Source organism: Lactobacillus isalae, assembly GCF_947539375.1.
In the GTDB taxonomy this organism is placed as follows: Bacteria; Bacillota; Bacilli; order Lactobacillales; family Lactobacillaceae; genus Lactobacillus; species Lactobacillus isalae.
On record NZ_OX443569.1, the window covers coordinates 1,488,743 to 1,502,868 of the forward strand.

A 14,126-nucleotide genomic window follows, 5' to 3' on the forward strand; every position below is an offset into this window, starting at 1 on the left:
AAGTGGTTTATGATTTTTCATTAGTTGCTTCCTAACTAACACATTACGTATAAAATTTCTCGGTCTACTTTAACCTTAAACTAGATTTCATTAATATCAAATTTAACTAGCTCATAGCCCTTGAATAGTTATTCTCGAATCAAGACTGGACTATTATTAAATTTTTTAAGAAATATTATCCTACAAATTACCTTTTGTAGGATCTCAGCCCTGAACACATCAACAATATGCTCATTTACAGTACTTATACAACAAAAAAAGAAGAGACCTTTACTCTCTTCTTTTTCGTCTATACTTAGAATTAAAATTTTATAATGTTTACTTATTTCTACGCTTCTTACTTGCACCTAGTCCGAATAAACTACTTACTGCCGCAATAGCTAAACCTAATACACCAGCTGCATTTTCTGACTTAGCACCTGTTTGTGGCAAAGTAGCTTTTTCAGAATGCTTAATTTGTTGTGCTGGAGTTGCAGAAGCCTTCTTTTCATTAGTTTCTGCAACATGCTTAGTGATAACTTTAGCAGTATTGTTGCTATTGTTTTCCTTGGCGACAGCATCGACATATACCTTAACTGTTAAGTCTACGCTTGAACCATCTGGATAAGTTACCGTAATGACACCAGTGTGTTCACCGACTGTATTGACATTTGGTACTTCTTTCCAAGTGTACTTAGTACCTGCTGGCATTTCATCCTTGTTCTTAATAGCATCTGCTGGGTTTGGAAGAACGCCTGGAGTAGTGTGAATTGGCTGTGTTTCTGGTGTTACATTGTTTGTATTAACAACTACCTTCACAGTTACTTCATCCTTTGAACCATCTGGGTAAGTTACTACAATCACACCAGTACTTTCACCTGGCTTAGTTACATCTGGGGTCTTCTCCCATGTGTACTTAGTGCCATCTGGTAAGTCACTCTTGTTCTTGATGCCTTCTGCTGGATTTGGTACAACGCCAGTCTTAGTGTCTACGTCTTGTCCTTCTGGAGTGTACTTGTCTGCATCGGTTGCTGGATTGGTTACGTGGATGGTTACTGGGACTTCGTCCTTTGAACCGTCTGGGTAAGTTACTACAATCACACCAGTACTTTCACCTGGCTTAGTTACATCTGGAGTGTCCTTCCAAGTGTACTTAGTGCCATCTGGTAAGTCACTCTTGTTCTTGATACCTTCTGCTGGATTTGGTACAACGCCAGTCTTAGTGTCTACGTCTTGTCCTTCTGGAGTGTACTTGTCTGCATCGGTTGCTGGGTTGGTTACGTGGATGGTTACTGGGACTTCGTCCTTTGAGCCATCTGGGTAGCTTACAACAACAGTTGCTGGCTTGTCTCCTGCTGTAGTTACATCTGGGGTGTCTTTCCATGTGTACTTAGTGCCATCTGGTAAGTCACTCTTGTTCTTGATGCCTTCTGCTGGATCTGGTACAACGCCAGTCTTAGTGTTCACATCTTGTCCTTCTGGAGTGTACTTGTCTGCATCGGTTGCTGGGTTAGTTACGTGGATGGTTACTGGGACTTCGTCCTTTGAGCCATCTGGGTAGCTTACAACAACAGTTGCTGGCTTGTCTCCTGCTGTAGTTACATCTGGGGTGTCTTTCCATGTGTACTTAGTGCCATCTGGTAAGTCACTCTTGTTCTTGATGCCTTCTGCTGGATCTGGTACAACGCCAGTCTTAGTATTTACGTCTTGGCCTTCTGGAGTGTACTTGTCTGCATCGGTTGCTGGGTTGGTTACGTGGATGGTTACTGGGACTTCGTCCTTTGAGCCATCTGGGTAGCTTACAACAACAGTTGCTGGCTTGTCTCCTGCAGTAGTTACATCTGGGGTGTCCTTCCAAGTGTACTTAGTACCATCTGGTAAGTCACTCTTGTTCTTGATGCCTTCTGCTGGATCTGGTACAACGCCAGTCTTAGTATTTACGTCTTGGCCTTCTGGAGTGTACTTGTCTGCATCGGTTGCTGGGTTGGTTACGTGGATGGTTACTGGGACTTCGTCCTTTGAACCGTCTGGGTAAGTTACTACAATCACACCAGTACTTTCACCTGGCTTAGTTACATCTGGAGTGTCCTTCCAAGTGTATTTAGTGCCATCTGGTAAGTCACTCTTGTTCTTGATACCTTCTGCTGGATTTGGTACAACGCCAGTCTTAGTATTTACGTCTTGGCCTTCTGGAGTGTACTTGTCTGCATCGGTTGCTGGGTTGGTTACGTGGATGGTTACTGGGACTTCGTCCTTTGAGCCATCTGGGTAGCTTACAACAACAGTTGCTGGCTTGTCTCCTGCAGTAGTTACATCTGGGGTGTCCTTCCAAGTGTACTTAGTACCATCTGGTAAGTCACTCTTGTTCTTGATACCTTCTGCTGGATTTGGTACAACGCCAGTCTTAGTATTTACGTCTTGGCCTTCTGGAGTGTACTTGTCTGCATCGGTTGGGTTCTTAGTTACAGTTACGGTAACTGGTACTTCAACAGGTGAGCCATCTGGGTAAGTTACAATAACTACAGCTGGTTTTTCACCTTCAGTAGATACATCTGGTGTTGTCTTCCATGAGTACTTAGTACCATCTGGTAAATCATCTTTGTTGGCAATACCTTGGTTTGCATCTGGTACTTCACCGACCTTAGTAGTTACATTTTGACCAGTTGGAGCTACTGGAGCATATTTAATGTCAACAGTGACATTCTTAGTTTCAGCAGTAACTTCTTCAGCTGCTACTTTAGCTTGACTTGGAGTGTACCCTTTAACAGTTGGTGCATTAAATTCTGCCCAAGTACCATTTGCTTGGTTAAGTTCACCTGCCACATGCCATGCGTTCCAAGTAATCTTGCCAGTCACTGGATCAGTGTAACCGGCATTACCTTGAGCATCTTCACGAGTAAAGTGAACGGTTTGCTCATGACTTACTGGATCTTGACCTGGTTCATGAACCACAATCGTACGAGTTACGTACTGGTTCATGTCATCGTTTACGCCTTCTTGACCTGGCTTGTATGGTACTGGAGTATCAGCTTGCTTTTGGTAACTTACTGTGACGTTTGCACCATTTTGTGGTTCGCCATCTTTTTCTGTTACTGCAGCTGCTGGTACTTCGGTTGACTTTGTACCATCTACGTATGAATCGTAACCTTTAATTTGTTCTACACTAGTTGAAGCAAATTCTGCTTTACCACTCTTAACGTGCCATGCGTTCCAAGTAATCTCGCCAGTCACTGGATCCTGGTAACCTGCGACGCCATTAACATCACGAGTGTAGTCTACGGTTTGCGTTACTGGGGCAATTGCTTCATGTCCTGCTGGTACTTCGTAGTTAATGGTACGGGTTACTGACTTATTCATATCCTTATTTGAAGGATCATATGGTACTGGAGTATCAGCTTGCTTTTGGTAACTTACTGTGACGTTTGCACCATTTTGTGGTTCGCCATCTTTTTCTGTTACTGCAGCTGCTGGTACTTCGGTTGACTTTGTACCATCTACATATGAATCATAACCTTTAATTTGTTCTACACTAGCTGAAGCAAATTCTGCTTTACCACTCTTAACGTGCCATGGGTTCCAAGTAATCTCACCAGTCACTGGATCCTGGTAACCTGCGACACCGTTAACATCACGAGTGTATTCTACAGTTTGTGTTACAGGGGCAATTGCTTCATGTCCTGCTGGTACTTCGTAGTTAATGGTACGGGTTACTGACTTATTCATATCCTTGTTTGAAGGATCATATGGCACTGGAGTTGCAGCTTGTTTTACATAAGTAATGCTATCAGTAATATTGCTTGAATCCGGATTTACTGTTACTGCTGCTACTTCGGTTGCCTTAACACCATTTACATAGCTGTCATAGCCCTTTTGTTCTTTAATGTTGTAAACTGGGAAAGTTTCACTGTTTGAATTCCATGCATTCCAAGCAATATCACCAGTTACTAAGTCCTTCACACCAGTACGTTCAAATTCAACTGAAGCAGTTCTTACAACATGCATATCGGCATTAGTCTTGCCAGCTGGTACTTCTTGGATGGTTTGGGTAATCTTCCGGTAAGTATCTTTGTTATTCTTGTCAACAGGAACGACTTTAGTACCGTGTTCAACTTTGTAGTCTACAGGTTGTGGATCATTTGAACCGAACTTGTAAGATCCGATAACTTGTTGCTTTGGAACTAATTTCCAGTTAGTTGGAACATGTCCAGGTACATCAACATTAACAGTTTCATCAGTCTTACCAGGAACATTGTAAGTACCTACTACAGTACCATTACCATCAACATAATTAATTACTAAAGTATGTTCGTTAGCAGTGTAAGTTACATTAACAGTTTCATTTGATGAATCTGGAGTAATTGTTGCTGAAGCTGGAACATATTGCTTACCATTAACAGTTTCAATAGTTGCACCAGTTGCAGTAGCAGTGTAGCCAGGTTTAGTTACTTCATATTGTGGGAAGTTCGTTACTGCTTGACCTTCACTATTCTTAGAAGCTGCCCAATCAGTGTAACTGATTTGTTGATCTGCTGGCTTAGAAAGATCAGTTATCTTAGCACGACTGTAAATTACGTGTTGAACAACTGGAGTACTTTCGCCTTCAACATTAATCGTACGAGTAATATCACGATAAATGTCGTGGTTAGTCTTATCATCAACACCTTGATCAACCTTGATTACATTTACAGCTACTGGAACATCAAGATAACTACCATCAGTGAAGTTAATTCGTACTGTTGCAGGAGCCTTAGCATTAGCTTCAGCAAGACTTGGTAAAGTTTGCCAGTTAACTGAACTAATTTCAGAATTATGATCAGCAGTTAAATCATTAGTATTTACAAGCTTGGAAGCATCTCCTAAAGCAGTCTTCAAATCGCTAACGTCGGAGTTAACGCTTGGAATAGTACCATTAGCTTCTGCACCATAAATGTAAACTGATGGGAATGGATAAGTTGATACTGGACCTTTTCCATAAATTGGCCAGTTTACACTTGAGCTGTTAACAACAGCTGAATACTTAGGATAACCAAATTGATTATTGACCCAGTTAGTATAAGTAATCGTCTTGGTTCCACCATTGTTGTCTGATACTAAGCTTGATGGTTGACCATTACCTTCGATTGCACCTAATGCATTATTGAATAGAACCTTGCCTGCTTCAGTCCAACTAATCTTAATGTCACTAGCATTAATAGTTTGTGGAGCATTAATAGTTACACCAGCCGGATTATCACCAGTTTGGGTAAGAACATATACAGTCTTGTCGGCATTCAAAGTGTAAATGTATGGCTTGCTGTAGTTTTGACCACCTTGGTAATAACTTAACTTGAAGTTTTCAATTACTGGTTCACCGATAATGTTCTTATCTGAGGTCTTGTGAGTTACTACATCATTAGCATGTAGACTGAAGACATGACCATTATCGATAACAGTAACATCTCCTTGACCATTTACAGCAACCGGAATTGTTACTGTTTCAGTAGTACCATCTGGATAAGTTACAGTTGCCGTACCAGTAGTTGCACCAGGCTTTGAAGTATCTGGTTTAGTAGTCCAAGTTGCAGCTGATGGATAACCGTCAACTGGAGTAGTACCACCATTATTCAAGTTGGCAATTCCTTCAGTGGCAGCTGGATTACCGCCAACAGTAGTAGTAATTGATTTAATCTCTGGCTTAGCATTAACAACTACATTAGTTGGAACTTCGTCCTTAGAACCATCTGGGTAAGTTACTACAATAACTGCTGGTTTCTTACCTGGAGTATTTGTATCTGGAGTATTTTCCCAAGTATAAGTTGTACCACTTGGTAAAGTATCTGGATTCTTAATGCCCTTTTTAGCATCAGGAACTTCTCCAACCTTAGTTGAAACATCTTGCCCTTGTGGATTATGGTTTTCTGCATCAGTAGTTACCTTGATTGAATTTGCTGGAATGTTAACGTTCAAGTAAGTTGGATTACCATTAGTATCCTTATCAGTAAAGGTGATCTTAATTACGCCGCCTTGACCTTGTTCATCAGGTTTAGTTGCCCAAGTAGTAGTTGCAATTTCGTCAGTTGGAATATTGTTTTCTACTAATTGTCCAAATTGTTCACTAGTCAAATCTGAGCCAAGTTTAATATCAACTGGAGCAGTTACAGCCTTAGCACCAGCACCTTTAGCATCAATGGTAAATGGGTTAGTAGTTACAACACCATTCTTTGAGCCTAGGATGTTATTAGCGGCATCATTGTTAGTGAGGTCAATCTTAATAGTATTATTTTCAATTTGCTTACCAGCTGCAGTTGCTGTATCAACATTAGTATCTGGAGTTGTAGTCCAGCTAACAGTTGATGGATCAATCGTAATTGGCGTAGCAGTAGTTGAAATCTTACCATCTGTTAATTCGTAGCCTTCTGCAGTTACAACAGTTGCTGGAGAAAGTACTTGTGAATTTTCAGTAGTTTCGTGAGCGTTAAGTTTAGAAGTATCAACAGTAGTTACAACTGCACCATTATCACCCCAAGTTATAGTTTGTCCTGCCTTAGTAACAATTACTGGCACAGTAGTTTCATCAGTACTCTTGTCTGGGTAAGTTACAGTTACTGGAATATTGTAAGCACCTGGAGTTACATCGGTATTTGGTTCAATAGTTACAGTACCATTTGATGGATCAATGGTTGCCCAATCAGGGGTATCAGTACCTGTAGTAAATGTAGTTCCAGTTGGCGCAGTAATATCCTTACCATCTTGATCAGTAAATGCTGGATCATCAGTAGCAGATTGACCTTGTTCAACATTTACTGGCTTATATGATGGTGTGTAAAGGTTTGCATCAATCTGATTGGTTACAACAAATGGAACATCAACAAAGTCAATTGAACCATCAGCATAAACAATTGTTGCAGTTTGATGTGCTGGAGTATCACCAGTTACTTCAAAATTACCATTACTACTTGTTGGAACCGATTTTGGTTGAATTAATGGATAATTCTTGTATTGGTTGGTGAATTCAGCGCCATCGGTAGTAGCGTCGTACCAGTGAGTTTTTGTCCAATCTACCGTCTTATTGTTGTCCAAAGCATCTGCAACAATACCATTTGGTCCTTGAATATTTTCAATACCATCTTTAACTGTAAAATCAGTTAACTTATGTTGCGTATTAGTATCAATTTCTTTTACTGTTGGTTGATACTTAATATTATCCTTAATGTTTTTATCTTGGTTCAACTTAGTACCCATTGCTAAACGCTGTGGTTGCCACCAGCTGAAGTTGTTGAGCAATTGGTTTAAGTAAAGCATTTGAACTGTCTTATCAGATAAGTTACTCAAATCAATACCTGTAGTAACACTTTGACCACCTTGGTTCTTACCAAGAGTAACGCCATTAGTATTAGAGTTTATTAACTTGTCAGTTCCTTGCTTAGCTGCAGGATTACTAGTACCCGGAGTATAAGCATCAGCGTAGTTTCCCCATTGATTGGTTGTCATCAAGTTTTGTAAGTACCAAACAAATGATGGAGCATCGCTAGTATTACCTTGTTCCCATTGTGCAGTTGGAGTATTGTATTGGCCTGAAGCAGTTCCTGAGATCTTATTCTTATCGCTGTTAACTTTAACACCATTGTAATTCAAGTAGGCACCGTTAACCGTACCTTCAAGGCGGATAAAGTTACCAACAGTATCCTTACCTACCCGTTGGAAGTTTAAGTAATAAGGGTTAGTAATATCTAAGACAGCTTCATTGCTTGTCCCAAAGAGGCTAATTAAACCAGCTTTGGAAATCTTAGGATTATTTAAACCAACAGAGTCCCAACCGGAAGGTACAGCTGCGTTATCTTGTAAGTCTAAGGTAGCGCCATCACCAACCTTAACAATATAGGTATTATTGTTAGCACCACCAGAACCAAAGGCAATTAGTGGTTCTGCTGCTGGTAAGATGGTGCCACTGGCGTCAGTAGTATCACGTTTAATTGTTAAACTACCTTCGTTAATTAAGCTAGCATCATGGCTTGCTATATTACCGACATTACCAACTGCAATTGAAATTGGTGCATAGTGGTAACCATTGAAGTTTGTTACTCCGTTAGTACCTACAGCCACACCATTATTATCTTGCTTCGTATTAATATTAACGACACCAGTCTTACCAATGGCTACATTACCTGTAACAATAGCAGAGGAGTGACCATTACCCATGTTAGCATTAAGATTACCATTAATCGTAACAGTACCGTTTAACCCAAATTGGGTAGTGTTAGCAGGATTATCATTAGTCCAGATACCACGAACATCAGTTACTGTAGCATCCTTATCTAAGGCAACTGCATTTAGGTTTAGGGTAGCACCTTCATTAATGGTAAAGGTACCCCTGTCGATTTCAAACATGTTACCACCAAAGTTATCTACATTGTTAGTCTTGTAAGTACCAACATTCATAGTGGTGGTACCAGATTCAACTGTTAAGGTACCAGTTTGAATAGTAGAACCATAGTTAACTAATTGACTGTTATCTGCGTTAACCCCATTATTGTTAATCGTGTTGTCACCCTTTAAGACAACATTAATCACTGCGTTATGACCACCACCAACTCTATGGCTATCACCTGCAATAAATGGTCCTTGCTTGATATTAGCAGTAACTCCATCTAAAGTAATAGTATCTTTTTGACCGTTCTCGGTACTTACATTACCAAAATAGAAAGTACCATATCCACCACCATAAATAGTCCGTTGATAACCATCACCATTAACAGTAATACCTTTTAAAGTTAAGTCCCATGCAGAATTATTAGTCCCTTGGTTAGCATTGGTAAATGCTAAAAAGTTAGTACCAAAGTCAATGGAATGTTGTCCTTGACCATCAATTGTCAGCTTACGAGCAATATTAGATGCAGTTACATCCAATTCCCCGAAGTTGTCCTTAATAGCATTAGCCACGTTGCCATTAGCAGTGATGTTGTTTGTTAAAACAATATTACCAACATTGGGATTAATTAAAGCTGCACCAAATGAATTCCAGTCGGATACTTCTAGAGTTTGACCTTGGCTAGAATGAGCTGTAGGAACAGCTGCAAGACTTGAAGAAAGTGTAGTATGAGAATCTACCTTTTTATCACGAGATTGAGAACCATTTGTGTTAGTGTTATTAATAGCTAGGGTAGTAGTTTGAGGAGTACTTACATTATTGTCCCCAGCATCTTCATGCTTAGTTTGTTCTATCTTATCGTTAGCAGTGGTAGTTTTTGATGAGTCTGAATCCATCTTAGTATCAGCTGATACATCTTTAGAAGATTCTTGAATAGGAGATTGAGTAAGTTTGCTATCAGTAGCTGTTTTATTAGCTGTAGTGGCTGAGCTTACCCCCCCCCCATTTTGTCTGCTAGAGTAGCTCCAGCGCTACTTTGGCTTTGCTCATTATCTTTTGCATTTTGCACTACTGCTGGTTTTTCTTGTTGCTCAGCAGCTTGAGCTTTTTGATTTCCAGCTATACTCATAAAACTAAAACCAATTAAAACAGAAGCAGCTCCAATAGAAAATTTTCTAATAGAGAAACGTTCTTTTCTTGGCTCCATTTTCCGAAGTTTTTCTTTATAATTATTTTTTGATAGCATTATTTACTTTCTCCTTTAGTAAATCTAATATAACATTTACCTCATAAGCCTTATTATAGTTCTTTTTTTAAGAAAATAAAAGATTAAATAACAATATTAATATAAATATTCATATGTGATATGTTTATATGCGAAATTATTATTTTCTATATATATCGCTAATAAGTATTCATTATTTAGTGAATGCTTAATATATAATATAACGTAAAGTATAAATTATAATTCATATTACATAACAGCAGTTTGGATTTACATATATTAATATTAAAATAACGGTAAATGCAAGCCTATTGTACCCCCCCCCTTAGATTTTTGTGTCAATACCACTTATATAAAAAAGAGCTGCTATACCTAAGCAGCTCTTTTTTATCTTATCTACTAATACTATCAGCGCGACCTTTATAGTCGCCATTTTCAGTCCCGATAATTAATTCTTCGCCTTCCTTAATAAAGTCTGGCACCGTTACAACTAAACCAGTATCCATAGTTGCGGGTTTTCCACCACCAGCAGCAGTGGCTCCTTTGATTTCTGGTTGAGTTTCTTTAACAGTCATCTTTACAGTTGACGGTAAGTTAATTCCAATTAATTTACCTTCGTCAGTAAACTTAAGATCAACATCAATATTTGGCATCAAGAATTTAGCTTCTGCTTCAAGATGTTCCTTAGGAATTAAGTATTGTTCATAAGTATCAGTGTCCATAAAGATAAAGTTAGCGTCATCATCATAGAGATATTGTGCTTTCTTCAGAGCAACATTAACTAACTCTACCTTTTCACTTGGACGCATTGTTTTATGCACAACTGCTCCACTCATAACATCACGCAAATCCATTTGCATAACAGTATTGCCCTTACCAGGCTTGTGGTGATTGCTCTTTAATACTTCGATTAACTTACCATCTTGGCTAAAAATCATACCTTTTTTCAATTCAATTGCTTGCATTAACACATACCTCTAAAATTTTTTAATATACATATCACTAATTTCATGATTACCATACTTTTTAATAATCATGTCTGCTCGTTTTTTAGTTGGTTCAATATACTCGTGTAAGTTCTTTAAGTTAACATCCCGCCAAACTTTCTTAGCAAAAATATCTGCTTGTTCACGCGGTACATGAGCCCATTGATAAAAATAATTGTCAGGATTATTGCGATTAATTTCTAGCATTAAATGATAACGATCAAGATACCATCTTTCTAAATCTTCTTCACTAGCATCAAGATAAATCACATAATCTAAGAAGTCACTTGGTGGTGCTTGGCCGTTAGGAGGAACTTCTAGTAAATTTATTCCTTCTACTACTAAGACATCTGGTTGTTCAACTGAACCAACTTCGTTAGGAACCAGATCAGAAATTTCCTGTGAGTATAGTCGATATGGTACTCTTTCTTTACCAGCTTTAACACTTGCCAAAAAAGTAGAAAAGGCATCCCAATTAAATGACACTGGGAAGCCTTTTTGATCCATTAAGTTTTTAGCTTTAAGTTCTGCATTAGGCATCAAAAAGCCGTCTGTAGAAACTTGTGCAATCTTTTTATCAGGTTCAAGGCGTTCAAATAAGCGAGTTATTTTCTTAGCGAAGGTAGACTTACCAACAGCAACAGATCCCGTTACTCCAATTATAAAGGGGATCTTTGACCAATGTTCTTTATAAAATGTTTGTTGAGTGTGATAAACTGCATTCTTTTGACTCATGATATATTGAAGATTTTTCATCATGAAAATTTCTGCGCTAAATTCATCACTTGGAGGAATTAAAGCCTGCCACTTTTCAGGTGTCAGGTGTAAAAATTGCTCTTGCATAAAAGCCGCCTTCCTTCTGCCTTGTTCCTAGTATTTTTACATTGTTCAGCCTATCATATATATTGAGAGAAAGAAAAGAAGATATCTATGAAAAAATTAATTCTTTTTGGTGATTCCCTACTTGCAGGTTATATTGATGGACACGCAACTAATATTGTAACTCAAGGACTGCAAGAAAAATTACCTAAATTTACAATTATTAATAATTCTGTACCTGGCACAACTACTGAAGAAGCAATTGATTTTTACGAGCTAAGAGTCAAGCCTTTTGATTATGACCTAGTTATTCTTTCTTTAGGTACTAATGATGCTAATATACACTTTGGCTTAAGCGCTGGTCGATATGCGCATAACTTACAAGTATTAGTTGACTTAATTGGAGCTGATAAAACATTATTAATGGGACCTTCCTATACTAATTGGAAAATCGCTCCAGATCAAGCCTGGCCTAAAACTTTGCAATTTGAGTTAGTTGCAGAAGAATGTCATTGTGAAAACAAGATTCCATTTTTAAATTTTGCTAAAGTCATGCGTAAAACAGGTTATCCTAATAAGCTATTACAAAAAGACGGAATCCATTTGAATAAAGCTGGAAACAAATTATTAATTGAAAAACTAGCAGAACTAGTCGAAGAAAAAGAAATGGTTACTACATCATAAAAAGGCATCCTGTTTGTGGGATGCCTTTTTTAGTAACATTTTTATTTCTTTACTCAACTGTCTCTTGTTTTCTTAATTCATTTTGTTCAGCAACTCTAAAGAACGGAAGATAAATAAAAATACCTATAATAATTAAAATTATTTCAAAAATGATATTTCTCCAATCCATTGAACTCATATATGCTTGAAAAAAGAATGGCGTAAATGAAGGATCAACAATGTATCCCATTCCGATCCAGTGCAAATTTTCAGCAATATAAGTAAGAATAATATTAATAATTGGAGCAATCAAAAACGGAATGCCTAGAATAGGATTGAAACAAATTGGTGTACCAAAAATTATCGGTTCATTAATACTGCATATTCCAGGAATAATTGATAATTTTCCTAATGCACGATATTTTTCCACTTTGCTTCTCATCATTAAAATTACCAAAGCAAGTGAATTACCTGATCCACCTAAAACAGCAATTCTAAACATTTGTAAATTCATTAAATGAGTGGGTGCTAACCCTTTGGCTACTAAAGCTGCATTAGCACCAGTAGCTGCAATCCCTGTTGCAAAAACGATTGGAAAGATTACATTACTACCATTAACTCCGATTAACCATAATAAGTTTCCTAGAGTAACTATCAGGATATAGCCCCATAAACTGTTAGCCATAAACGTAGCTGGCGTCAGGTATTGCATAATAAATGTAGTAAAATCAGCGTGTGTTACACTAATTAGAATCAAATTAGCACCATAAAAGATAAAGATATTTGCTAAAAGCGGGATAAGAGAATTAATAAAGTTTGCTACCATTGGGGGAATTGATGCCGGTAACTTTACCTTTAACTTACTCTTTTCAATCCCGCGGTTAATTTCAACAGCTAGTAATCCAATAATAATTGCTACAAATAGTCCATTTGTTCCTAAGTTATTAATACTGATCTTATTATTCTTATCAACAGTAGTGGCTACCATTAAAAATGTAACTAATGAAATCATGCCATCAGTAGCAGGATGAAGTCGACGATACGACTTGCTTAGTTCATATGCAATACCAAATGCACAAATCATACCAAAAATTCCCATAGTCATATTGTACGGAACAGTTATTTGAGCATAGTGCGCAACTGCCCAATATTTCCAGCCAGCAAGCCATTGCATAAAGCTATTAGCAGTTTGTGAATTATATCTATCAAGTACGATCGGTGGATTAGCAACAATCAAGAAGAACGAACCAATTACCAAAAATGGCAATCCGAAAAGCATACCATTTGAAATGGCTTGCAAATGCTTTTCATTTCCAAGTTTTTGTCCAATAGGCGTTAAAACTTTATCCAATTTAGTAATCAGTGAATCTTTTTTAGCAGTAGTTTCAGCCATTAGAGATCACCTATTTTCTTTACTAAAGATAAATACAACTTAAATCTGATATGGATTGAACTTGAAAGCATTAGGTATGACTTTACTATCATCCCAATTTTCTCTAATCTTGTGATATTCATCCCAATAATCATTATCCACTTTTAGTTGCGGCGTAACTTTAGAATCTACTTCTAAAAAATGCATACTTCCTCTTCCCATTTTTTGACCACGAGTTGTATGTTTATCTAATGCATAATCTGGAATTTCTGGTACATAACCTAGAGCAAAGTTCTTAATAATGATATTCTTAAGTAAATCAGAAGAACGATCTTTAGTTGATTCGCATAAGTAACGAATTGCATGAACAAACATCATGGCGCGATCAGGTTCATTATAGCTAAAGTTCTGTCTCATTTGATTTAAACTGTTAATCAAAATCGGAGCTTGTGGATTTCCCATTCCTATATCCTCAACCGAAATAGCCTGAAGGCGACGCCATAATTTTTCCTCCATTTGTGGTGAAGAAATGTACATTTCGTAGGCAAATTCACATGCTACACGTTCCTTACCTTTTCTGATTGACTTTTGTAATGCAGAGATAACTTCATCAGCTGCTAATCCGTTTCTGGTTCTAGTTCTAGCCCATGGATCAGCTAGAAATTCTTTATCTCTATTTTGTGGTACTTCATTTTTCTTAACATCTTTTTCTGACATTGTGAGTCCTTCTTTCAA

At 37.8% G+C, this 14,126-nt stretch carries 7 protein-coding genes; 1 reads left to right on the forward strand and 6 read right to left on the reverse strand.

All coding sequences use genetic code 11. The annotated features are described in order from the left end of the window. Positions 1-318: 318 nt before the first annotated feature. From QM512_RS07320 to coaA, 4 genes are all read right to left on the reverse strand, one after another. Positions 319-9,222 (reverse strand): Rib/alpha-like domain-containing protein, encoded by an 8,904-nt coding sequence (locus QM512_RS07320; protein ID WP_282805071.1) that lies wholly within the window; start codon positions 9,220-9,222, stop codon positions 319-321. A gap of 95 nt (positions 9,223-9,317) precedes the next feature. Then, complete coding sequence (locus tag QM512_RS07325; RefSeq protein WP_282805072.1) at positions 9,318-9,572, reverse strand: YSIRK-type signal peptide-containing protein; 255 nt, start codon at positions 9,570-9,572, stop codon at positions 9,318-9,320. A 371-nt stretch (positions 9,573-9,943) separates the two neighbouring features. Beyond that, complete coding sequence (efp, locus tag QM512_RS07330) at positions 9,944-10,516, reverse strand: elongation factor P (RefSeq protein ID WP_282805073.1); 573 nt, start codon at positions 10,514-10,516, stop codon at positions 9,944-9,946. A 12-nt stretch (positions 10,517-10,528) separates the two neighbouring features. Then, on the reverse strand, positions 10,529-11,380 hold the full coding sequence (gene coaA, locus QM512_RS07335; RefSeq protein WP_282805074.1) for a type I pantothenate kinase: 852 nt from the start codon (positions 11,378-11,380) through the stop codon (positions 10,529-10,531). Positions 11,381-11,467: 87 nt separating this feature from the next. Here coaA and QM512_RS07340 point away from each other — a divergent pair, with 87 nt between their 5' ends. Further along, positions 11,468-12,040, forward strand: a complete 573-nt coding sequence (locus tag QM512_RS07340) for an SGNH/GDSL hydrolase family protein (RefSeq protein ID WP_282805075.1) — start codon at positions 11,468-11,470, stop codon at positions 12,038-12,040. Between the two features lie 49 nt (positions 12,041-12,089). On the opposite strand, the gene QM512_RS07345 is transcribed toward QM512_RS07340, so the two are convergent. Both QM512_RS07345 and QM512_RS07350 read right to left on the reverse strand, forming a co-directional pair. Continuing rightward, on the reverse strand, positions 12,090-13,412 hold the full coding sequence (locus QM512_RS07345; RefSeq protein WP_282805076.1) for a PTS sugar transporter subunit IIC: 1,323 nt from the start codon (positions 13,410-13,412) through the stop codon (positions 12,090-12,092). 39 nt (positions 13,413-13,451) lie between these two features. Further along, entirely contained in the window at positions 13,452-14,108 is a 657-nt protein-coding gene (locus QM512_RS07350; RefSeq protein WP_282805077.1) for an AAA family ATPase, read from the reverse strand. Positions 14,109-14,126 lie beyond the last annotated feature (18 nt).

Bases quoted from the DNA above. Each gene is read 5' to 3' on its own strand.
- QM512_RS07320 (WP_282805071.1), bottom strand. From the start codon at position 9,222: ATGGATTCAGACTCATCAAAAACTACCACTGCTAACGATAAGATAGAA.
- QM512_RS07325 (WP_282805072.1), bottom strand. From the start codon at position 9,572: ATGCTATCAAAAAATAATTATAAAGAAAAACTTCGGAAAATGGAGCCA.
- efp (WP_282805073.1), bottom strand. From the start codon at position 10,516: ATGCAAGCAATTGAATTGAAAAAAGGTATGATTTTTAGCCAAGATGGT.
- coaA (WP_282805074.1), bottom strand. From the start codon at position 11,380: ATGCAAGAGCAATTTTTACACCTGACACCTGAAAAGTGGCAGGCTTTA.
- QM512_RS07340 (WP_282805075.1), top strand. From the start codon at position 11,468: ATGAAAAAATTAATTCTTTTTGGTGATTCCCTACTTGCAGGTTATATT.
- QM512_RS07345 (WP_282805076.1), bottom strand. From the start codon at position 13,412: ATGGCTGAAACTACTGCTAAAAAAGATTCACTGATTACTAAATTGGAT.
- QM512_RS07350 (WP_282805077.1), bottom strand. From the start codon at position 14,108: ATGTCAGAAAAAGATGTTAAGAAAAATGAAGTACCACAAAATAGAGAT.